We start from the raw sequence: 21,379 nt of genomic DNA on the forward strand, positions 1-21,379 counted from the left end.
GGGATTTCATTCCCTCAGACACCCAACAGCGTGCCCGACACCCTCGCCTCTTCTTCATCCGTTCCACGCCGAAGCAGTACTGGGAAGAGAAAAGATCAAGTGTGCCGAGTAGTCAACGTTCCACCCATGAGCAACCGTGCAAGACATTTGCTTGCAGTCGGCTATGTGCTCCTTAGAAAGGAGGTGATCCAGCCGCACCTTCCGGTACGGCTACCTTGTTACGACTTCGTCCCAATCGCCAGTCCCACCTTCGACAGCTCCCTCCCACAAGGGGTTGGGCCACCGGCTTCGGGTGTTACCGACTTTCGTGACGTGACGGGCGGTGTGTACAAGGCCCGGGAACGTATTCACCGCAGCAATGCTGATCTGCGATTACTAGCGACTCCGACTTCATGGGGTCGAGTTGCAGACCCCAATCCGAACTGAGACCGGCTTTTTGAGATTCGCTCCACCTCACGGTATCGCAGCTCATTGTACCGGCCATTGTAGCACGTGTGCAGCCCAAGACATAAGGGGCATGATGACTTGACGTCGTCCCCACCTTCCTCCGAGTTGACCCCGGCGGTCTCCCGTGAGTCCCCAGCACCACAAGGGCCTGCTGGCAACACGGGACAAGGGTTGCGCTCGTTGCGGGACTTAACCCAACATCTCACGACACGAGCTGACGACAGCCATGCACCACCTGTACACCGACCACAAGGGGGCGCCTGTCTCCAGACGTTTCCGGTGTATGTCAAGCCTTGGTAAGGTTCTTCGCGTTGCGTCGAATTAAGCCACATGCTCCGCCGCTTGTGCGGGCCCCCGTCAATTCCTTTGAGTTTTAGCCTTGCGGCCGTACTCCCCAGGCGGGGAACTTAATGCGTTAGCTGCGGCACCGACGACGTGGAATGTCGCCAACACCTAGTTCCCACCGTTTACGGCGTGGACTACCAGGGTATCTAATCCTGTTCGCTCCCCACGCTTTCGCTCCTCAGCGTCAGTAATGGCCCAGAGATCCGCCTTCGCCACCGGTGTTCCTCCTGATATCTGCGCATTTCACCGCTACACCAGGAATTCCGATCTCCCCTACCACACTCTAGCTAGCCCGTATCGACTGCAGACCCGGAGTTAAGCCCCGGGCTTTCACAATCGACGTGACAAGCCGCCTACGAGCTCTTTACGCCCAATAATTCCGGACAACGCTTGCGCCCTACGTATTACCGCGGCTGCTGGCACGTAGTTAGCCGGCGCTTCTTCTGCAGGTACCGTCACTTTCGCTTCTTCCCTGCTGAAAGAGGTTTACAACCCGAAGGCCGTCATCCCTCACGCGGCGTCGCTGCATCAGGCTTTCGCCCATTGTGCAATATTCCCCACTGCTGCCTCCCGTAGGAGTCTGGGCCGTGTCTCAGTCCCAGTGTGGCCGGTCGCCCTCTCAGGCCGGCTACCCGTCGTCGCCTTGGTGAGCCACTACCTCACCAACAAGCTGATAGGCCGCGGGCTCATCCTTCACCGCCGGAGCTTTTAACCCTCACAGATGCCTGCGAGAGTGTTATCCGGTATTAGACCCCGTTTCCAGGGCTTGTCCCAGAGTGAAGGGCAGATTGCCCACGTGTTACTCACCCGTTCGCCACTAATCCCCACCGAAGTGGTTCATCGTTCGACTTGCATGTGTTAAGCACGCCGCCAGCGTTCGTCCTGAGCCAGGATCAAACTCTCCGTGAATGTTTTCCCGTAATCGGGACGACACCACGAGAGCGGAACGATCGGAGGAATGATCCGACCGTTCACAGCGTCCTCGCTGTGTTATTTCTTCAAAGGAACCACGCCCCAGCCGATGTCGGCCGGAGACGGGGTATCAACATATCTGGCGTTGACTTTTGGCACGCTGTTGAGTTCTCAAGGAACGGTCGCTTCCTTTGTACTCACCCTCTCGGGCTTTCCTCCGGGCTTCCCTTCGGTCTTGCGTTTCCGACTCTATCAGATCTTTTCTCGATCCGATTTCCTCGGCGCTTTCCAGGTTTCCGCTCTCGCGTTTCCCTTTCCGGCGGTTCCGACTCTATCAGATCCTTTCGGCGTCTGATTCCCAGTCAGCGGGAGTTGTCTTCCCGGCCGTTGGGCCGTTCCGACGAGTGAGACTTTAGCGGATTCCCAGCCTCCGAGCTAATCGGGGGCCGCGTCCTTTCGAACGTGGATTCCTCATTTCGCAAATACGCACACCGAGACAACACGACACCATGGCGCCGATTGCTGGTAGGTACTTGCGGAATGGCTGTCCGGGGACCGACCGGGGTCGGCGCTCACGTCGGACAACTCGGAGAACACTACGTATCCGGTCTGGGCGTGTCAACTTGCGGGCGGGACGGCACCCCGGCGGCGTATGGTGAGCGGCATGACTACGCGTACGTGCACCCAGCAGTGGTGGGCCGCCTGACGGCGGCCGCGCTCACGTACGCATTCAACGGCCGCCGCCTCGGCGGCCGTTCGCGTTTCCCTCTCCGAAGCTCCTGAGGGCCGGCCGCCCGGGACGGCGGCCGCGACCAGGAGGTGGAGAAGGAATGACACGGGTCTTCAGCGGGATCAAGCCGACCGGGCACCTGACCCTGGGGAACTACCTGGGAGCCATGCGCCAGTGGGCTGCCGTGGACCAGTACCAGGCGGACGCCCTGTTCTGCGTCGTCGACCTGCACGGGATGACCGTGGACCACGATCCGGCGCGGTTGCGCAGGCTCACCCGGCAGGCGACGACGCTGCTGCTGGCGGCGGGGCTGGATCCGGAGCTGTGCACCGTGTTCGTGCAGAGTCACGTCGACGAGCACACCCGGCTGTCGTACGTCATGGAGTGCGTGGCGACCGACGGTGAGATGCGGCGGATGATCCAGTACAAGGAGAAGGTCGCGAAGGAGGGCGTCCGGGGGCGCGGGGTGCGGCTGTCCCTGCTGACCTATCCGGCGCTGATGGCGGCGGACATCCTGGCGTACGGGGCGGACGAGGTACCGGTCGGGGACGACCAGACGCAGCACGTCGAGCTGACCCGGGACCTGGCGGTGCGGTTCAACCAGCGGTACGGGCACACGTTCGTGGTGCCGAAGGCCACCGTGCCGGCCGTGGCCGCGCGGGTCATGAACCTCCAGGACCCGACGTCCAAGATGGGCAAGAGCGATGACTCGGGGCCCGGGATCGTCTACCTCCTCGACGAGCCGGACGTGATCCGGAAGAAGGTCATGCGGGCCGTGACGGACAGCGGGCGGGAGGTCGTGTACGACCGGGAGGAGCGGCCGGGGGTCGCGAATCTGCTGGAGATTCTCGCTGCGTGCACGGGCGGGAACCCTGAGTCACTGGCAACCGTTCACGATTCGTACGGCGCTCTGAAGCAGGCCACCGCGGAGGCGGTGGTGGAGGTGCTCAGGCCCGTGCAGGCCAGGCACAAGGAGTTGTGTGCCGATCCGGGACATGTGGAGGAGGTGCTGCGGCATGGGGCGGAGAAGGCTCGGGCGATCGCCCGGCCGATCGTCGATACGGCTTACCGGGCGATCGGGCTGTTGCCGCCGGGCGCTTTCGCGGAGACGGCCGGGTCCGGGCCCGCGTTGAACGCGGCGCGGTAGGCGCCGGGGGCCCGGTGAGTGTCACCGGGCCGGGCGGGGCTAGTCCTTCTTGCCGGTGGCGAGTTCGCGGCTGCGGTCGCGGGCGGCTTCGAGGGCGGCGATGAGGGCGGCCCGTACGCCGTGGTTCTCCAGTTCGCGGATGGCGTTGATGGTGGTGCCCGCGGGGGAGGTGACGTTCTCGCGGAGCTTGACGGGGTGTTCGCCGCTGTCGCGGAGCATCACGGCGGCGCCGATCGCGGACTGGACGATGAGGTCGTGGGCCTTGTCGCGCGGCAGGCCGAGCAGGATGCCGGCGTCGGTCATGGCCTCGACCAGGTAGAAGAAGTACGCCGGGCCCGAGCCGGAAAGTGCGGTGCAGGCGTCCTGCTGGGACTCGGGGACGCGCAGCGTCTTGCCGACGGCGCCGAAGATCTCCTCGGCGTGGGCGAGGTGGGCGGCGGTGGCGTGGCTGCCGGCGGAGATGACGGACATCGCCTCGTCCACGAGGGCGGGGGTGTTGGTCATGACACGGACGACCGGGGTGCCGGGGGCGAGCCGCTCCTCGAAGAAGGAGGTGGGGATACCGGCGGCGCCGCTGATGACGAGGCGGTCGGCGGGCAGGTGCGGGGCGAGTTCGTCGAGGAGTACGCCCATGTCCTGGGGCTTGACGGTGAGGATCAGGGTGTCGGCGGTCTTCGCGGCCTCGGCGTTGGTGACCGGGGTGACTCCGTGGCGGGTGCGGAGTTCTTCGGCACGTTCGGGGCGGCGGGCGGTGACCAGGAGGTCGGCGGGTGCCCAGCCGGCGCGGATCACTCCGCTGAGCAGGGCTTCGCCGATCTTGCCGGTGCCGAGGACTGCGACTTTCTGGCTCATGCGGTTCAGTCTGGCACCGGGGTGGAGGCGGCGGGTGTGGCTGTCCGCTGGCCGGACGCCGTTCCGGGCGGCTATGCGGTGCGTCGCCTCAGGGTGGCCGCCCCCAGGGCCAGGACGAGCAGGGCGCAGCCGGCGACGATCAGGACGTCCCTGACGAAGGTGGTGGTCATGTCGGTGTGGTGGAGGACCTCGTTCATGCCGTCGACGGCATAGGACATGGGCAGTACGTCGGAGACGGCCTTGAGGGCGGGGTGCATGTCGGAGCGGGGTGTGAAGAGGCCGCAGAGGAGGAGTTGGGGGAAGATCACCGCCGGCATGAACTGGACCGCCTGGAATTCCGAGGCCGCGAAGGCCGAGACGAAGAGACCGAGGGCCGTGCCGAGCAGGGCGTCGAGCAGGGCGACCAGGAGCAGCAGCCAGGGTGAGCCGGTGACGTCGAGGCCCAGGAACCAGACGGCGAGGCCGGTGGCGAGGGCCGACTGGACGATGGCGAGGATGCCGAAGGCGAGGGCGTAGCCGGCGATGAGGTCGGCCTTGCCGAGGGGCATGGCGAGGAGGCGTTCGAGGGTGCCGGAGGTGCGTTCGCGGAGGGTGGCGATGGAGGTCACCAGGAACATCGTGATGAGCGGGAAGATGCCGAGGAGCGAGGCGCCGATGTTGTCGAAGGTGCGCGGGCTGGCGTCGAAGACGTAGCGGAGCAGGACCAGCATCAGGCAGGGGATGAGGAGGAGCAGCGCGATCGTGCGGGGGTCGTGGCGGAGCTGGCGCAGGACGCGGGCGGCGGTGGCGGTGGTGCGGGCGAGGTTGAGGGCGCTGACGGGGGCGGTTGCGGCTGTCGCGGTGGTCGCCGTCTGAGAGGTCATCGTGCTGTTTCCTTCGCGCGGGCGTGGGCGGCCGCTTCGTCGACCAGGTGGAGGAAGGCGGCTTCGACGGTTTCGGAGCCGGTGCGGGTGCGGAGGGCCTCGGGGCTGTCGTCGGCGAGGATCCGGCCGTCGCGCATGAGGAGGAGGCGGTGACAGCGCTCGGCCTCGTCCATCACGTGGGAGGAGATGAGGAGGGTGGCGCCGTGGTCGGCGACGAGGGAGTGGAAGAGGTGCCAGAGGTCGCGGCGCAGGACGGGGTCGAGGCCGACGGTGGGTTCGTCGAGGACGAGGAGTTCGGGGGTGCCGAGCAGGGCGACGGCGAGGGAGACGCGGCTGCGCTGGCCGCCGGAGAGGTTGCCGGCCAGGGCGTCGGCGTGGCTGGTGAGGTCGACTTCGCCGAGGACGCGTTCGGTGTCGGCGCGGCGGTCGGCGGCGGTGCGGGTGGGGTCGAGGACGGAGCCGAAGTAGTCGAGGTTCTGGCGGATGGTCAGGTCGCTGTAGACGGAGGGGGCTTGGGTGACGTAGCCGATGCGGGTGCGCAGGGTGGGGTGGCCGGCCGGTCGGCCGAGGACGTTCAGGGTGCCGGTGACCTTGGCCTGGGTGCCGACGACGGAACGCATCAGGGTCGATTTGCCGCAGCCGGAGGGACCGAGCAGGCCGGTGATCTGACCGCGGGGGACGGTGAAGTCGAGCCCGCGCAGGACGGCGCGGGAACCACGGGTCACATCGACCCCACGGGCTTCGACGGCTGGAGGCAGGGCTGTGCTGCCGGGGGCCTCGACGGGCTCCGGCGAATAATTCACCATGCGATGAATAATGCGCCGCCCCACGAACACCGTCAAGCGCCCCGTCAGGAACGCGGGACGCCTCCGCCAGAGGCACGAAGGCGTCCCGCCGGAGGGACCCCGTCGAGAGCGGGGGGCAGCCTCGCCACAAGCCCCCGCGGCAGCGCCCCGCCAGGGGCGCTGGGGGTACCCCCGGCCGAAGGCTGGGGGAGGAACTGCGCGACCAGCCCCCACCCACCCGCACCCGACTCCCGAACCGCGCACCCCGGGTGGCCCCCACCGGCACCCCGCTCCCGAAATCGTCATGCGCCCCGCCGAGAGCAGAGGGGCGGCGACCCCGTCACAAGCCCCCGCGGCAGCGCCCCGCCAGGGGCGCTGGGGGTACCCCCGGCCGAAGGCTGGGGGAGGAACTGCGCGACCAGCCCCCACCCACCCGCACCCAACTCCCGAACCGGGCACCCCACCCCCCTCGGGGCGGCGCTCAGGCGTTGCGGGCGACGAGCAGGAGGACGTCGTACGTCTCCTCCACGACCCCCTCGGGGAAGGCCTTCAGCAGGTGGGTGCGTTCCTCGGCGAGGAAGGCGGCGCGGTGGTCCTCCGGGATGACCAGGAACGCCGAGTGGCTGCCGATGTTGGCGAGATGGGTGTCGACGGGTACCCGCCGGCTCCAGCGGACCTCACGGCGGCTGAAGCGGAGGCGCCCTGTGGGGTCGGCGAGCTCCGTCTGGTCGGCCCTGCTGCGCTTCTCGGCGGCGACGTCGATGCCGAAGAAGCGGGCCAGCCGGTCGCCCTGCCCGGCGATCCAGTCGACGTCGACGGCGTTGGTGTTCCACCACAGTGCCAGCGCCCCGCCGGGGCGCAGCACGCGCAGGGCCTCCGGTACGGACTGCGCGGGGTCGGTCCAGTGCCAGGCCTGGGCGTAGGTGAGGAAGTCGGCGGTGGCGTCGGCGAGGGGAAGGGCATTGCCGTTGCCACGGACGACGGGGACGCCGGGCAGGGCGGCCCGGAACTGCGCCGCCATGCCCTCCCCCGGCTCCACCGCGACCACGTCGGCGCCGCGGGCGTGCAGCAGGGCGGTCGCGATGCCGGTGCCCGCGCCGACGTCGACCGCCCTGGCCCCCGCGAGGGCACGGCCGGCCTCCTCCTCGACGGCGTCCAGCAGGGCGGCCGGGTAGGAGGGGCGGTTCGCGGCGTACTGGGCCGCGGCGGCGTTGAAGGAGTGGGCGCGGGCGGCGTGGGAGGAGGGGAAGGGGGTGCGGGGGTTCGGCTGGTGTGTGGTCATGCGGCCATCGTCGCGGGGCCGGGACGAGCGCGACAGGGCGTCTCCGGGCCCTGAGGCGGCAGGGCCCGCGTCACTGCCGCACGTGCGGGCTCAGCGCTTCCGCTTCTTCTTCGACGGGTTGCCCGTGCGGCGGGTGGTGCGGCGTTCGTGGTCCTGGACGGCGGTGTCGTACTCGGCGCGGTGGAGTTTCTCGCCGGGTGCCTCGACGAGGGAGCGGAAGAAGTAGGCGAGCAGCGAGCCGACGAAGCCGATGGCGAGGAGGCCGCGCAGGGAGGCCTGGCGTTCGGGGTCGGGGCGCTTGCCGAAGGACTCCCAGGTGTTGCGGAAGGCCAGGGCGCTGCAGATGGCGAACATCGCGACGACGAGGACGGTGACGAAAGCGCCGGTGTCGGCGAGCTGTACGCCCTCGTAGGCGAGGCGCAGGACCAGGCAGGAGACGACGGCGGCGGCGAGCGAGCCGGCGGCGACGCCGATACGGCGGGCGGTGTAGCCGTCGTCGTGGTCGACCCAGGACGTGCCGAAGAAGCGGAGGGGCTCGGGGCGGGGTCCGCCGGTGGAGCCCGCGGAGGTGTCCGGGGTGCCTGGTTCGTCGCTCACGGGACGATTATGGCTCCGCCTGCTCCACGGGCTCCGGGTCGGGGTTGCTACGGCATCAGGCGCAGCGGTCGGCCACGTAGCCGTCGCTGCCGGTGTGGACGTAGGTGTCCGAGACGAATTCGCCGTTGCTGATGTTGTCCCAGATGTTCGACGTGCCGTAGTAACCGGACACCGTCGAGCCGGGGGTCTGGCAGTAGATCGGCACCTTGGCGCCCTCGGTGAGGACGCGGGTGACGGAGTAGCTGGTGCCGGGGCCGCTGCGGACGTTGAGGCGGATACCCGGGGCGGTGTCGTAGTAGCGGACACTGGCGGCCGCGTTCGCCGTGGCGGCGGAGCCGAGAAGCATGAGGAAGGCGCTGCCGGTGACCGCTGCCAGCAGGGTGGATCTGCGTCTGAGCGATGTCATGCGAATCCCCTGGAGACGAAGACCGGGTCAGGCGCAGCGGTCGGCCACGTAGCCGTCGCTGCCGGTGTGGACGTAGGTGTCCGAGACGTACTCGCCGTTGTCGATGTTGTCCCAGATGTTCGACGTGCCGTAGTAACCGGACACCGTCGTACCGGGCGTCTGGCAGAAGATGGGCACGCGGGTGCCCTCGGCCAGGGTGCGCGTGATGCTGTAGCTGGTGCCGGGGCCGCTGCGGACGTTGAGGCGGACGCCCGGGGCGACCGCGTACGTCTTGACGGACGCCGCCGCCAGCGTCGTGACGGCCTCGTCCTCGCCGCCGCCCGCCGCTTCCTGAACCTGTTCGACAGACATGTGGTGCTCCCCCCATTGGACCCATGAGTGTCATGGAGTCCCGTTGATTCCCCTGAATCGAGCCACGAAACACATGTTCGTAACTCGATCGTGGACGCTAGCAAGCCGCCTCTGTGTCGCACGCGTCATCGACTAGGCTCCGTGCGTCGCGCTCCGCGGAATCAGCACGGGGGTGGTCCCTTGACGCCACAGCGCAACACCGGAGCGGGCGCGGAAGCGGAACTTCCCGAGTACGCCGGGCACTACCGTCTGGAGTCCTGCCTGGGCTCGGGCGGCATGGGCGTGGTGCACCTGGCCCGTAGCACCTCGGGGCTGAAGCTCGCGGTGAAGGTCGTGCATGCCGAGTTCGCCAAGGACCGTGAGTTCAGGGGCCGTTTCCGGCAGGAGGTGGCCGCCGCACGGAAGGTCAGCGGTGCCTTCACCGCCCCTGTCGTGGACGCCGATCCGGAGGCCGACCGGCCCTGGATGGCCACCCTCTACATCCCCGGCCCGACTCTCTCCGAGCATGTGAAGCGGAACGGGCCGATGCCCCCCGCCCAGTTGCGCCGGCTGATGGCCGGACTGGCGGAGGCGCTGCGCGACATCCACCGGGTCGGCGTGGTGCACCGGGACCTGAAGCCGAGCAATGTGCTGCTCGCCGAGGACGGTCCCAAGGTCATCGACTTCGGGATCTCCCGGCCGAAAGACAGCGAACTGCGGACCGAGACGGGCAAGTTGATCGGAACGCCGCCGTTCATGGCGCCCGAGCAGTTCCGGCGGCCGCGTGAGGTGGGGCCCGCCGCGGACATCTTCGCGCTGGGGTCGGTGCTGGTGCACGCGTCGACCGGGCGGGGTCCGTTCGACTCCGACAGCCCTTATGTCGTCGCCTACCAGGTCGTGCACGACGAGCCGGACATCGCCGGGGTGCCGGAGGAACTGGCGCCGCTGGTGCTGCGCTGCCTCGCCAAGGAGCCCGAGGACCGGCCGACTCCCGACGAGTTGATGCGGGAGCTCAGGTCGTTGTCGGCGTCGTACGACACGCAGGCGTTCATACCGGCGCAGCGGATCAGGGACGAGGACGGCGACAGCGCGACGCCGGCCGAGCAGCCGCCGGCCGCCGCGCCGGAGCCGAAGCCGCGCGGTCCGTGGAAGGCCACTCGGCCGTGGAAGGCCACCCGGCGGCGGATGGCCGTCGCCGCCGGGTCGAGCCTGCTGGTGCTGGGCGGTCTGGCCGGCTCGGTGCTGTGGCTCGGGGGCGGCGATCCGACGCCCGCGGGCGCCACGGGGCAGGGCTCGGCACCCGCGTTCACGGCGTGGCATGCGGACGCGGCGGTCAAGGACGGCTCGGGGATGCCCCAATGCGTGGCCGGGGCGGGGAAGTTGCTGTGCGTCCGGTCGGGGCTGGCGTTCGCCCTCGACCCGACGGACGGCCGTCTGCTGTGGCGGCACAGGCTCGCGGACGAGCGGACGAGCGTCTCGCCGTCCCTGTCGGGCGGGCTTCTGCTGCTGCCGACGGACAGGCGCCGGCAGGTGACCGCCCTGGATCCCGCCACCGGTTCGCCGCGCTGGGAACGGGACCTCTCGGCGTTCCAGGGCATGGAGATCACCAGGAGCATGCTGCTGGCGGTCGGCGCCGACGGGAAGGTGACCGGCATGGACAGCACGTCCGGCCGCGCGAGGTGGAGCCGGTCCCTGTCCGGAAGCGGTACGCCGTCCCTCAGTTCGTTCGCCGGAGATCCGCTGGTGTACGTGACCAGCACGTCGGACACGGGAGCGCACACCCTGGTCACCGCGCTGGATCCGGTCACGGGTGCCCAGCGCTGGCAGGGCCGGCCTGCGGGGGACCTGCGGCCGGTCGGCAGTGCGGGCGGGTCCCTGTTCCTGCTGTCCCTGGACACGTCCGCCGGGGAGACGGACGCGGTCGTGCGCTACACGCCCGGCACCGGGGCGACGCGCCGGGTGGCGCTGCCCGTGCCCCGGGTTGCACCGGCCGCCACGGTGCGCGGCGACGTCGTCTACCTGCTGGCCGCCGGCGGCTCGCTGGAGGCCGTCGACGTCGGGAGCGGCCGGCGGCTCTGGGAGCTCCAGACGTCGGTGACGCGGGGCTCGGCGCCCGCTGTCGACGGCCGGTACGTCTACTTCACCGCGGCCGACGGACGCCTGCTCGCCGCGGACGCCCGCCAGGGGACCCTCGTCGGCCAGACCCCGGCGCGCCTGGGTGCGAACGCCGGCGAGGTGACCGCGTCGCTAGCGGCTCCGCTGGTCCTCGGCCCCCACGTCTACGCCACCGCCCCCGACGGTTCCGTCTTCGCCGTGGATGCCGGGGATCCCGAGGGCTGGTGACGTCGTAGCGGACTCGGACCCGGACGCAGACCCGGACTCGGACCCGAACGCGGACTCGGACCCGGACGCAGACCCGGACCCGGACCCGGACGCGAACGCGGACTCGGACCCGGACGCAGACCCGGACCCGGACGGTGAAGGGGCCGCCCCCCTGTGGGAAGCGGCCCCCGGTCGGGTGCTTTGGGTCAGCCGAGTTTGGAGACGTCGCGGACGGCGCCCTTGTCGGCGCTGGTGGCCATCGCCGCGTAGGCGCGGAGCGCCGCCGAGACCTTGCGCTCGCGGTTCTTCGGGGCGTACACGCCGTTCAGGGCCTGCTCGCGGCGGGACAGCTCGGCCTCGTCGACGAGGAGCTCGATCGTGCGGTTCGGGATGTCGATGCGGATGCGGTCGCCGTCCTCGACGAGGGCGATGGTGCCGCCGGAGGCCGCCTCGGGGGAGGCGTGGCCGATGGACAGGCCCGACGTGCCGCCGGAGAAGCGGCCGTCGGTGATCAGCGCGCAGGTCTTGCCGAGGCCGCGGCCCTTGAGGAAGGACGTCGGGTAGAGCATCTCCTGCATACCGGGGCCGCCCTTGGGGCCCTCGTAGCGGATGACCACGACGTCGCCGTCCGTCACCTGCTTGTTGAGGATCTTTTCGACGGCCTCTTCCTGCGACTCGCAGACGACCGCGGGGCCCTCGAAGGTCCAGATGGACTCGTCGACGCCGGCCGTCTTCACCACGCAGCCGTCGACGGCGAGGTTGCCCTTGAGGACCGCGAGGCCGCCGTCCTTGGAGTACGCGTGCTCGACGCTGCGGATGCAGCCCTCCGCCGCGTCCTCGTCCAGCGCCTCCCAGCGCTCGGACTGGGAGAAGGCCTCGGCGGAGCGGACGCAGCCGGGGGCCGCGTGCCACAGCTCGACGGCCTCGGGGGACGGGGAGCCGCCGCGCACGTCCCAGGTCTTCAGCCAGTCGCTCAGGGAGGGGCTGTGGACGGAGTGCACGTCCTCGTTGAGGAGGCCGCCGCGGTGCAGTTCGCCGAGGAGGGCGGGGATGCCACCGGCGCGGTGCACGTCCTCCATGTAGTACGTGCGGGTCTTGGCGACGTTCGGGGCGACCTTCGCCAGGCAGGGGACCCGGCGGGACACCTCGTTGATCTGCTCCAGGCCGAAGGGGACGCCCGCCTCCTGGGCGGCGGCCAGCAGGTGCAGGATCGTGTTCGTGGAGCCGCCCATCGCGATGTCGAGGGCCATGGCGTTCTCGAACGCGGCGAAGGTCGCGACGCTGCGGGGCAGGACCGTGTCGTCGTCCTGCTCGTAGTAGCGGCGGGTGATGTCCATGACCGTGGTGGCCGCGTCGACGTACAGCCGCTTGCGGGCCGTGTGGGTGGCGAGGACCGAGCCGTTGCCGGGCAGGGAGAGGCCGATCGCCTCGGTCAGGCAGTTCATCGAGTTGGCGGTGAACATGCCGGAACAGGAGCCGCAGGTCGGACAGGCGTTCTCCTCGATACGGAGGATGTCCTCGTCCGAGATCTTGTCGTTCACCGCGTCGGAGATCGCGTCGACGAGGTCGAGGGTGCGGACCGTACCGTCGACGAGGGTCGCGCGGCCGGCCTCCATGGGGCCGCCGGAGACGAAGACCGTCGGGATGTTCAGCCGCAGGGCGGCCATCAGCATGCCCGGGGTGATCTTGTCGCAGTTGGAGATGCAGACCAGGGCGTCGGCGCAGTGCGCCTCGACCATGTACTCGACCGAGTCCGCGATCAGGTCGCGGGAGGGCAGGGAGTACAGCATGCCGCCGTGGCCCATCGCGATGCCGTCGTCCACGGCGATCGTGTTGAACTCGCGCGGGATGCCGCCCGCCTCCTTGATCGCCTCGGAGACGATCCGGCCGACCGGCTGGAGGTGGGTGTGGCCCGGCACGAACTCGGTGAAGGAGTTGGCCACGGCGATGATCGGCTTACGGCCGATGTCCGCGCCGGGTACACCGGAGGCGCGCATAAGGGCGCGGGCGCCCGCCATGTTGCGGCCGTGGGTGACTGTGCGGGACCTCAGCTCGGGCATCGCGCTCGCTCCTTCAGACAGATAGGGCTGCTATTGAGCGTACGCCCGTTGTTCAGGCCTCGGGACGAGGTGTCCGGAATGCGGGACACATGTCTCAGCGGCGCAGGTCACGGCCCGGTCAGATGCCCCTGCACCACCGGGGCGATCCGCCGCACGATCTGCTCCAGGTCTGCCGACGCCAGCGGCTCCACCTTGATCACGTAGCGCAGCATCGCGCAGCCCACCAGCTGCGCCGCCGCCAGTGCGGCGCGCAGCTCCGCGTCCGGCAGGTCCAGCTGTCCGGCGATCCTACGCAGCAGCTGGGCGGCGACCAGGCGGCGGAAGACGGCGGCCGCGGCCTCGTTGTTGACGGCGGAACGGACGATCGCCAGCAGGGGGGCGCGGCTGGTGGGGTTCTCCCAGATACCGAAGATGAACCGGGTCAGGCGCTCGCCGACCCCGTCCAGCGGGCCGTCGGCGATCGCAGCCGGCGCGTTCACGGCGGGGGCGAAGGCCACCGAGACGGCGGCCTCGAAGATCTGTTCCTTGGTGCCGAAGTAGTGGTGGACCAGGGCCGGGTCGACCCCGGCGGCCTTGGCGATACCGCGCACGGACGTCTTCTCGTAGCCGCGTTCGGAGAACTCCTCGCGGGCGGCGGCGAGGATACGGTCCCGGGTGCCGGCCGACTCGGTGCGCGGCGGGCGGCCCCGGCGGCGGGCACCGGGGGCGTGGCCGACGTCGGAGCCGTGGTCGGCTTCGGTCATCGGCGGGGCACCTTCACCGCCGAGGCCAGGTGCAGGCGGGTGAAGGCCAGGGCCTCCGCCAGATCGGCCTCGCGCTCCGCGCCGGACATCGCGCGCCGGGTGTTGACCTCGATGACGACATGCCCGTCGAAACCGGTCAGCGCGAGGCGCTCCAGCAGCTCGGCGCAGGGCTGGGTGCCGCGGCCGGGCACCAGGTGCTCGTCCTTGGCGGAACCGCGGCCGTCGGCGAGGTGGACGTGGCCGAGCCGGTCGCTCATCCGGTCGAGCATGGCGAGGGCGTCCACCCGGGACGTCGAGGCATGGCTGAGATCGATCGTGAAGTGCCGGTAGTCGTCCTTGGTGACGTCCCAGTCGGGGGCGTACGCCAGCATCTCGCGGTCGCGGTAGCGCCACGGATACATGTTCTCCACCGCGAACCGCACATCCGTCTCGTTCGCCATCCGCCAGATCCCCTCGACGAAGTCGCGGGCGTACTGGCGCTGCCAGCGGAACGGGGGGTGCACGACGACCGTGCTCGCGCCCAGCTTCTCGGCGGCGGCCCGGGCCCGCTGGAGCTTGACCCAGGGGTCGGTGGACCAGACCCGCTGGGTGATCAGCAGACAGGGGGCGTGAACGGCGAGGATCGGGATGCGGTGGTAGTCGCTGAGCCTGCGCAGGGCCTCGATGTCCTGGCTGACCGGGTCGGTCCACACCATGACCTCGACGCCGTCGTAGCCGAGGCGTGCGGCGATCTCGAAGGCCGTCGCCGTCGACTCCGGATAGACGGAGGCCGTGGAGAGCGCGACCTTCGCATCCGGGATGCGGACGACGTGCCTTGGAATTGCCACGAGGGACAGGTTACGGGGTGGGGACGAGTGGGCAGGGGGCGTCTGCTCGCCGTTGTGACCACCGTCATGCGCGGCTCTCGTGCTCCGCTACGCCGAACCCATGTGGTCGAGGCGCCTCAGGATGACGCCCTCCCGCAGGGCCCACGGGCAGACCTCCACGCTCTCCACCTCGAAGAGGTCCATCGCGGCCTCCGCCACCAGGGCGCCCGCCACCAGCTGGTTCGCCCGGCCCTCCGACACTCCCGGCAGCGCGGAGCGCTGCGCCGTGCTCATGGCCGCCAGCCGCGGGACCCAGGTCTCCAGGGAGTTCCGCTTGAGTTCGCGCTGCACGTAGAGGCCGTCGGCGGAGCGGGCCGCGCCGGCGATGCGGGCCAGCTGCTTGAACGTCTTGGACGTGGCGACCACGTGATCGGGCGCGCCGAAGCGGCTGAACTCACCGACCGTACGGGCGATCTCGGCGCGTACATGGCGACGCAGTGCCCGTATGTCGTCGGCGGACGGCGGGTCGCCGGGCAGCCAGCCGGCGGTGAGCCGCCCGGCGCCGAGCGGGAGGGAGACGGCCGCGTCCGGCTCCTCGTCGATGCCGTAGCCGACCTCGAGGGAACCGCCGCCGATGTCCAGGACCAGCAGCTTTCCGGCGGACCAGCCGAACCAGCGGCGGGCGGCGAGGAAGGTCAGCCGGGCCTCCTCGGCGCCGGTGAGGACCTGGAGCTCGACACCGGTCTCGGCCTGCACGCGCGCGAGGACGTCGTCGGCGTTGCTGGCCTCGCGTACCGCGGAGGTCGCGAACGGCAGCAGGTCCTCGACGCCCTTGTCCTCCGCGGCCTGCAAGGCGCCCTTGACGACACCGACCAGTTTCTCGACGCCGTCGGCGCCGATGGCCCCGTCGCCGTCGAGGAGTTGGGCGAGGCGCAGCTCCGCCTTGTGCGAGTGCGCCGGGAGCGGGCGTGCGCCGGGGTGCGCGTCCACCACCAGCAGATGCACCGTGTTAGATCCCACGTCGAGGACACCGAGTCTCATGTACGGAACTGTACGGAACACCGCAGGGAGCGGGTGTCGAGCAGTCCCCGCGCGGACCTCCGGCGTCTTACCCTGGACGGGTGCCAAAGACGAAAAAGACGAAGGACCACAAGGGCGCCGAATCAGCCGACGGTTCTTCGCGGGTGACGCCACCGCGGCCGTCGCGGACGCCGAAGCTGTCGAAGAAGGCCCTCGCCAAGGACGAGAAGGGCCTCGACTTCGCGCGCGCGTGGGTGGAGTTCCCCGATCCGGCGGACGACGAGCAGGTGTTCCGCTGTGATCTGACCTGGCTGACGTCCCGCTGGAACTGCATCTTCGGCAGCGGCTGCCAGGGCATCCAGGCGGGCCGCGCGGACGACGGCTGCTGCACGCTGGGCGCGCACTTCTCCGACGAGGACGACGAGAAGCGGGTCGCCGAGCATGTGGCGCGGCTCACGCCGGAGATCTGGCAGCACCATGACGAGGGCACCCGGGGCGGCTGGATCTCGGAGGACGAGGACGGCTCCCGTCAGACCCGTCCCTTCAACGGCTCGTGCATCTTCCAGAACCGCCCGGGGTTCGCCGGCGGCGCGGGCTGCTCGCTGCACATCCTGGCGCTGAAGGAGGGCCGGGAGCCGCTGGAGACCAAGCCGGACGTCTGCTGGCAGCTGCCGATCCGCCGGACGTACGACTGGATCGACCGGCCCGACGACACACGCGTCCTCCAGGTCTCGATCGGCGAGTACGACCGCAGGGGCTGGGGCCCGGGTGGCCACGACCTCCACTGGTGGTGCACGTCGGCGACGTCGGCGCACGGCGCGGGCGACCCGGTCTACGTCTCGTACCGCCCGGAACTGACCGAGCTGATGGGCAAGGCGGGCTACGACCGCCTGGTGGAACTCTGCGAACAACGCCTGTCCTCCCACCTCCCCCTACTGGCCCCCCACCCAGCAGACCCGACGAGCTGACGCCCACGGCAGCGCCCCGAAAGGGGCGCGGGGAACTGCGCGAGCAACCACACCCCACCCGCACCCCCGACGCACAACAACCCCCACGGCGCCCACGGCCCGGGCGCCGCCGACCTCAGACGGGACCGGCGGGGGAAGGGGCCGGTCGGTTGGGTCATGGGGTTGGTGGGGGTGGGGCGGTGTCGGGGGGTGTCGGCGTAGCCGAATCCGGCGGGGTGCCGGTGTCCGACTCCGTCGGTGTCGGGCTGGGTTCGCTCGGCGTCGGGGGCTCGCTTGCCGGTGGCGGCGGCTGCGTCGGGGCGGAGGGTGTCGGTGTCGGCTGCCCCGGAGGGGTCGGTTTCGGTCCCCGGCGCGTCGGCGGAGCCGTCCCGTATCCGTGGATCGACACCACCGCTCCCGCCGGCGCCACCGCCACCCGCGCGCTCCAGTGCCCCGACGGCTCCCGCAGATGATCGACGTACACCTTGACCGTGAACGACTCGCCCGGCCGCAGCGTCCCCGAGGACCGCGAGAAGTACAGCCAGCCCGCCGGAGTGGACACCGACCACCGCACCGGCGCGTCCCCGGCCGCCGCCAGCGTGACCAGCGTCGTGTCGCCGTCGTTCTCGGCGGTCACCGTGAGGTGCCCCGCACCGGCCTGCTTCCGTCCGGCTCCGACGACGCTGATCACCTCCACCGACACGTCGGCCTTGCCGTCACCGCCGACGCGCGGCCCGGGTCTGGTGGTGGCGTTGCCGGCGTTCTCGTAGCCGCCCGCGTCGTCACCGCCCAGCACGCCCGGACCGGCGGCCTCGCGCGCGGTCGCGGACGGCCCGTCGTGCCCGTCCCCCGCCGGCGAGCCCCGGTAGGCGGCCCACAGGGCGAGCACCGGCGCCGCCACCACCGTCGCGACGACGGTCGTCGTGACGGCACGCGCGCGCAGCCGGTCGCGACGGGCGGCGTGGTCCTTCGGGTCCATCGGGAAACCGCGCCGGTCGAAGCGCGGGGCCGCCGCACCCCGCGCGCGCGGCTGGTGCGCCATCGCCATGTGCAGGGCCGCGCGGGGCGCCTCCAGGACGGGCAGCTCGGCGGGTGTGGTCATCGCGCCGGGCCACCGGCCGGGGGCCGCGCGTTCGGCGGTACGGCGGCAGCGCGGACAGTCGTCGACGTGCCGGACGAGTTCGCGGCGCAGGGCGCTGCTGAGCACCAGCTGGCTGTCCCCGGTGAGGTGGGAGACGCTCGGGCAGCCGCCGGTCTCGACCACCGCGAGGGCCGCGCGGGTGCGTTCGACCTCGCAGGCGGCGGAGGCGAGCAGTTCGCGGGCGCCGGCCAGGTCCATGCCGAGGACCGCGGCGACCTCCTCGGCGGTGAGGTGGTGGCGTACGGCGAGTTCGAGCGCCTCGCGCTGCTCGGGGGTGGTACCGGCGGCCTCGGGCCAGGCGAGCAGGGCGAGTTCACGGCTCCGCTGCTCCTGGTCGGCGGTGGCCGCCTGCGGTTCGGGCGCGTGGCGGCGGCCCGCCGCGTGGGTGGCCTGACGTTTCTGCTTGGCCTGGGCGAGCCCGCGCAGGCAGGCCCAGCGGGCCAGCGCGTACAGCCAGGCCCTGCGGTCACCGGCGGCCTCCGGGACGCGCTGGCCGCGCCGCTCGGCGACGGCGAGGACGTCCCCGAGGGCGGCGGTGGCCGTGTCGTGGTCGCACAGCACCGAGAGGCAGTAGGTGAACAGCCCGTCGAGGTACGGCTCGTAGCGCGCCGGCGGTCGCTGCGCCAGCGCGCGCGCCGCCGTACGGTCACGCGCCGCGCGCGCCTCCCGGTGCGCCCGGTGTGCACCGGTCATGCGGGTCGAGGTCTCCGGTGTGCTGCTCATCACCCGTGCGACCGTAGGCGGCGGCGTAACGTCCCTTCTTGCGGCTTGAGCACTTTTAATCCGTACGGGTGAAACGATCCCTCAATAGGGGACAGCGGGCCGCGATTGCGTGGCTCGTTCCCGACCCGGCATGGCCGGGACCGGTCCACCCACACCTGTCACGGGGGCCACTCCGGCCCCGGTGTCAGTGGCGGGGGCTACGGTTTCCGCATGGCCACCCGTACCAAGACCGCGAAGGACCGACCGTCGTACCGCTGCACCGAGTGCGGCTGGCAGACGGCCAAGTGGCTCGGCCGCTGCGCCGAGTGCCAGGCCTGGGGCACGATCGAGGAGTACGGCGCGCCCGCGGTCCGTACGACGGCACCCGGCCGGGTCACCACCTCCGCGGTGCCCATCGGCCAGGTCGACGGCCGGCAGGCCACCGCCCGCGCCACCGGCGTGCCCGAGCTGGACCGAGTCCTCGGCGGGGGCCTGGTCCCCGGCGCGGTCGTGCTCCTGGCCGGCGAGCCCGGCGTCGGCAAGTCCACCCTCCTGCTCGACGTGGCGGCCAAGTCGGCGAGCGACGAGCACCGCACGCTCTACGTCACCGGCGAGGAGTCCGCGAGCCAGGTCCGCCTGCGCGCGGACCGCATCGGCGCCATCGACGACCACCTCTATCTGGCCGCCGAGACCGACCTGTCCGCCGTTCTCGGCCACTTGGACGCGGTGAAGCCGTCGCTGCTGATCCTGGACTCGGTGCAGACGGTCGCCTCCCCCGAGATCGACGGCGCGCCCGGCGGCATGGCCCAGGTGCGGGAGGTGGCCGGAGCCCTCATCCGCGCCTCCAAGGAGCGGGGCATGTCGACGCTCCTCGTGGGCCACGTCACCAAGGACGGCGCGATCGCGGGCCCGCGCCTGCTGGAACACCTGGTGGACGTCGTCCTGCACTTCGAGGGCGACCGGCACGCGCGGCTGCGGCTCGTGCGCGGCGTCAAGAACCGGTACGGCGCCACCGACGAGGTCGGCTGCTTCGAACTGCACGACGAGGGCATCACGGGCCTCGCCGACCCGAGCGGACTTTTCCTGACACGACGTGACGAACCGGTCCCCGGCACCTGCCTGACCGTCACCCTGGAGGGCCGCCGCCCGCTGGTCGCCGAGGTCCAGGCGCTCACCGTGGACTCGCAGATCCCCTCCCCCCGCCGGACCACCTCCGGTCTGGAGACCTCCCGGGTCTCGATGATGCTGGCGGTGCTGGAGCAGCGCGGCCGGATCAGCGCGCTCGGCAAGCGGGACATCTACTCCGCGACGGTGGGCGGTGTGAAGCTCTCCGAGCCGGCGGCGGATCTCGCGATCGCGCTGGCGCTGGCGTCGGCCGCGAGCGACACCCCGCTCCCCAAGAACCTGGTCGCCATCGGCGAGGTCGGTCTCGCGGGCGAGGTCAGACGGGTCACCGGCGTCCAGCGCAGGCTCTCGGAGGCGCACCGGCTCGGCTTCACCCACGCGCTCGTACCGGGCGATCCCGGCAAGGTCCCGCCGGGCATGAAGGTCCTGGAGGTCGCCGACATGGGGGACGCGCTGCGGGTGCTGCCGCGCTCCCGTCGCCGGGAGGCCCCACGGGAGGCGGAGGAGCGCCGGTAGACTTTGCCCTGGTCTCGCCCGTCCGTACGAACCGAGTGCGGGTGCGGCGGCGCCTCAGAACCTGCGACCGGAGGAGTGCAGTGGCAGCCAACGACCGGGCAGCAGCTCCCGGAAAGTCCGGCGGGAGCGCCGGTTCCGATGGCCTGATGCGCGCCTCGCTGAGCGCCGTGGCTCCGGGCACGTCCCTGCGGGACGGCCTGGAGCGGGTCCTCCGTGGCAACACGGGCGGGCTCATCGTCCTCGGCTTCGACAAGTCGGTCGAGACGATGTGCACGGGCGGCTTCGTGCTCGACGTCGAGTTCACGGCGACCCGGCTGCGGGAGCTGTGCAAGCTCGACGGCGGCATCGTGATCTCCTCCGACCTGTCGAAGATCCTGCGGGCGGGTGTCCAGTTCGTACCGGACGCCACCATCCCGACGGAGGAGACGGGCACCCGGCACCGGACGGCGGACCGGATCTCCAAGCAGGTCGGCTTCCCGGTGGTGTCGGTCTCGCAGTCGATGCGGCTGGTCGCGCTCTACGTCGACGGGCAGCGCCGGGTCCTGGAGGACTCGGCGGCGATCCTGTCCCGCGCGAACCAGGCGCTCGCGACCCTGGAGCGGTACAAGCTCCGGCTGGACGAGGTGGCCGGCACGCTGTCGGCGCTGGAGATCGAGGACCTGGTGACGGTCCGGGACGTGTCCGCCGTCGCCCAGCGCCTCGAGATGGTCCGCCGGATCGCCACGGAGATCGCCGAGTACGTGGTCGAACTGGGCACCGACGGGCGGCTCCTCGCGCTCCAGCTGGACGAGTTGATCGCCGGGGTCGAGCCCGAGCGGGAGCTGGTGGTCCGGGACTACGTGCCCGAGCCGACGGCGAAGCGGTCCCGCACGGTCGACGAGGCGCTGTCCGAGCTGGACGCCCTGAGCCATGCGGAGCTGCTGGAACTGCCGACGGTGGCACGGGCGTTGGGGTACACGGGGTCGCCGGAGACGCTGGACTCGGCGGTGTCGCCGCGCGGTTTCCGGCTGCTGGCGAAGGTGCCGCGGCTGCCGGGCGCGATCATCGACCGGCTGGTGGAGCACTTCGGGGGCCTGCAGAAGCTGCTCGCCGCGAGCGTGGACGATCTGCAGACCGTGGACGGGGTCGGCGAGGCTCGGGCGCGCAGTGTGCGCGAGGGGTTGTCGCGGCTGGCGGAGTCTTCGATTCTCGAGCGGTATGTCTGATTTCGCCTGCTAGCTCGGGCGATTGCGATGTACGGCGACCGCGGGCCGATGGGGGCTGATCGCGCAGTTCCTCGCGCCCCTGACGGGGCGCTTCAA

Annotated in this window: 18 protein-coding genes and 1 rRNA gene; 6 read left to right on the forward strand and 13 right to left on the reverse strand. The window is 70.7% G+C overall.

Translation table 11 applies throughout. The annotated features are described in order from the left end of the window. Positions 1-176 precede the first annotated feature (176 nt). Positions 177-1,701: ribosomal RNA gene (locus MB828_RS37815) — 16S ribosomal RNA — on the reverse strand. A gap of 49 nt (positions 1,702-1,750) precedes the next feature. Between MB828_RS37815 and MB828_RS37820 the strand changes: the two genes are divergently transcribed. Together MB828_RS37820 and trpS are read left to right on the forward strand one after the other, a co-directional pair. Further along, a complete protein-coding gene (locus tag MB828_RS37820) occupies positions 1,751-2,059 on the forward strand; it encodes a hypothetical protein (RefSeq protein WP_301652120.1) in 309 nt (102 codons plus the stop codon). A 475-nt stretch (positions 2,060-2,534) separates the two neighbouring features. Beyond that, positions 2,535-3,581: a tryptophan--tRNA ligase gene (gene trpS, locus MB828_RS37825; protein WP_301652121.1), complete on the forward strand. Its 1,047-nt coding sequence runs from the start codon at positions 2,535-2,537 to the stop codon at positions 3,579-3,581. Between the two features lie 39 nt (positions 3,582-3,620). Here the strand turns inward: trpS and proC are convergent, their stop codons facing one another. From proC to MB828_RS37860, 7 genes are all read right to left on the reverse strand, one after another. Continuing rightward, positions 3,621-4,433, reverse strand: coding sequence for a pyrroline-5-carboxylate reductase (gene proC, locus MB828_RS37830; RefSeq protein ID WP_133023232.1), 813 nt, complete (start codon positions 4,431-4,433; stop codon positions 3,621-3,623). 71 nt (positions 4,434-4,504) lie between these two features. Next, positions 4,505-5,296 carry an ABC transporter permease gene (locus MB828_RS37835; protein WP_301652122.1) on the reverse strand — a complete coding sequence of 264 codons (792 nt, stop codon included), beginning with the start codon at positions 5,294-5,296 and terminating at the stop codon, positions 4,505-4,507. Further along, complete coding sequence (locus tag MB828_RS37840; protein WP_301652123.1) at positions 5,293-6,102, reverse strand: ABC transporter ATP-binding protein; 810 nt, start codon at positions 6,100-6,102, stop codon at positions 5,293-5,295. The genes MB828_RS37835 and MB828_RS37840 overlap by 4 nt, the downstream gene beginning before the upstream one ends. A gap of 460 nt (positions 6,103-6,562) precedes the next feature. Continuing rightward, positions 6,563-7,363, reverse strand: coding sequence for a class I SAM-dependent methyltransferase (locus MB828_RS37845; protein WP_301652124.1), 801 nt, complete (start codon positions 7,361-7,363; stop codon positions 6,563-6,565). A 90-nt stretch (positions 7,364-7,453) separates the two neighbouring features. Beyond that, entirely contained in the window at positions 7,454-7,960 is a 507-nt protein-coding gene (locus MB828_RS37850) for an EamA/RhaT family transporter (RefSeq protein ID WP_301652125.1), read from the reverse strand. Between the two features lie 55 nt (positions 7,961-8,015). Further along, on the reverse strand, positions 8,016-8,306 hold the full coding sequence (locus MB828_RS37855) for an SH3 domain-containing protein (protein ID WP_343236229.1): 291 nt from the start codon (positions 8,304-8,306) through the stop codon (positions 8,016-8,018). Positions 8,307-8,393: 87 nt separating this feature from the next. After that, positions 8,394-8,717, reverse strand: coding sequence for an SH3 domain-containing protein (locus MB828_RS37860; RefSeq protein ID WP_133023237.1), 324 nt, complete (start codon positions 8,715-8,717; stop codon positions 8,394-8,396). 180 nt (positions 8,718-8,897) lie between these two features. On the opposite strand from MB828_RS37860, the gene MB828_RS37865 reads away from it, so the two are divergent. Next, positions 8,898-11,039, forward strand: a complete 2,142-nt coding sequence (locus MB828_RS37865; RefSeq protein ID WP_301652127.1) for a serine/threonine-protein kinase — start codon at positions 8,898-8,900, stop codon at positions 11,037-11,039. Positions 11,040-11,224: 185 nt separating this feature from the next. Here MB828_RS37865 and ilvD read toward each other — a convergent pair whose 3' ends face one another. The 4 genes from ilvD to MB828_RS37885 all read right to left on the reverse strand — a co-directional run bounded on the left by ilvD (position 11,225) and on the right by MB828_RS37885 (position 15,668). Then, positions 11,225-13,078, reverse strand: coding sequence for a dihydroxy-acid dehydratase (gene ilvD, locus MB828_RS37870; protein ID WP_301652128.1), 1,854 nt, complete (start codon positions 13,076-13,078; stop codon positions 11,225-11,227). 107 nt (positions 13,079-13,185) lie between these two features. Then, positions 13,186-13,821, reverse strand: coding sequence for a TetR/AcrR family transcriptional regulator (locus tag MB828_RS37875; RefSeq protein WP_301652129.1), 636 nt, complete (start codon positions 13,819-13,821; stop codon positions 13,186-13,188). After that, the gene (locus MB828_RS37880; protein ID WP_133023900.1) at positions 13,818-14,642 is read right to left on the reverse strand and encodes a sugar phosphate isomerase/epimerase family protein; all 825 of its coding nucleotides are present in this window, start codon (positions 14,640-14,642) and stop codon (positions 13,818-13,820) included. Before MB828_RS37880 ends, MB828_RS37875 begins: the two co-directional genes overlap by 4 nt. 93 nt (positions 14,643-14,735) lie before the next feature. Then, the gene (locus MB828_RS37885) at positions 14,736-15,668 is read right to left on the reverse strand and encodes a Ppx/GppA phosphatase family protein (protein WP_301652130.1); all 933 of its coding nucleotides are present in this window, start codon (positions 15,666-15,668) and stop codon (positions 14,736-14,738) included. A gap of 80 nt (positions 15,669-15,748) precedes the next feature. Between MB828_RS37885 and MB828_RS37890 the strand changes: the two genes are divergently transcribed. Beyond that, on the forward strand, positions 15,749-16,615 hold the full coding sequence (locus tag MB828_RS37890; protein ID WP_430381490.1) for a hypothetical protein: 867 nt from the start codon (positions 15,749-15,751) through the stop codon (positions 16,613-16,615). A gap of 154 nt (positions 16,616-16,769) precedes the next feature. Here MB828_RS37890 and MB828_RS37895 read toward each other — a convergent pair whose 3' ends face one another. After that, complete coding sequence (locus tag MB828_RS37895) at positions 16,770-18,461, reverse strand: BACON domain-containing protein (protein ID WP_301652131.1); 1,692 nt, start codon at positions 18,459-18,461, stop codon at positions 16,770-16,772. 207 nt (positions 18,462-18,668) lie between these two features. On the opposite strand from MB828_RS37895, the gene radA reads away from it, so the two are divergent. After that, complete coding sequence (radA, locus tag MB828_RS37900) at positions 18,669-20,078, forward strand: DNA repair protein RadA (protein WP_301652132.1); 1,410 nt, start codon at positions 18,669-18,671, stop codon at positions 20,076-20,078. 80 nt (positions 20,079-20,158) lie between these two features. Beyond that, the gene (disA, locus tag MB828_RS37905; protein WP_133023244.1) at positions 20,159-21,283 is read left to right on the forward strand and encodes a DNA integrity scanning diadenylate cyclase DisA; all 1,125 of its coding nucleotides are present in this window, start codon (positions 20,159-20,161) and stop codon (positions 21,281-21,283) included. The last annotated feature ends 96 nt before the right edge of the window (positions 21,284-21,379 follow it).

The organism is Streptomyces arenae, from assembly GCF_022343545.1.
Taxonomy (GTDB): Bacteria; Actinomycetota; Actinomycetes; order Streptomycetales; family Streptomycetaceae; genus Streptomyces; species Streptomyces humi.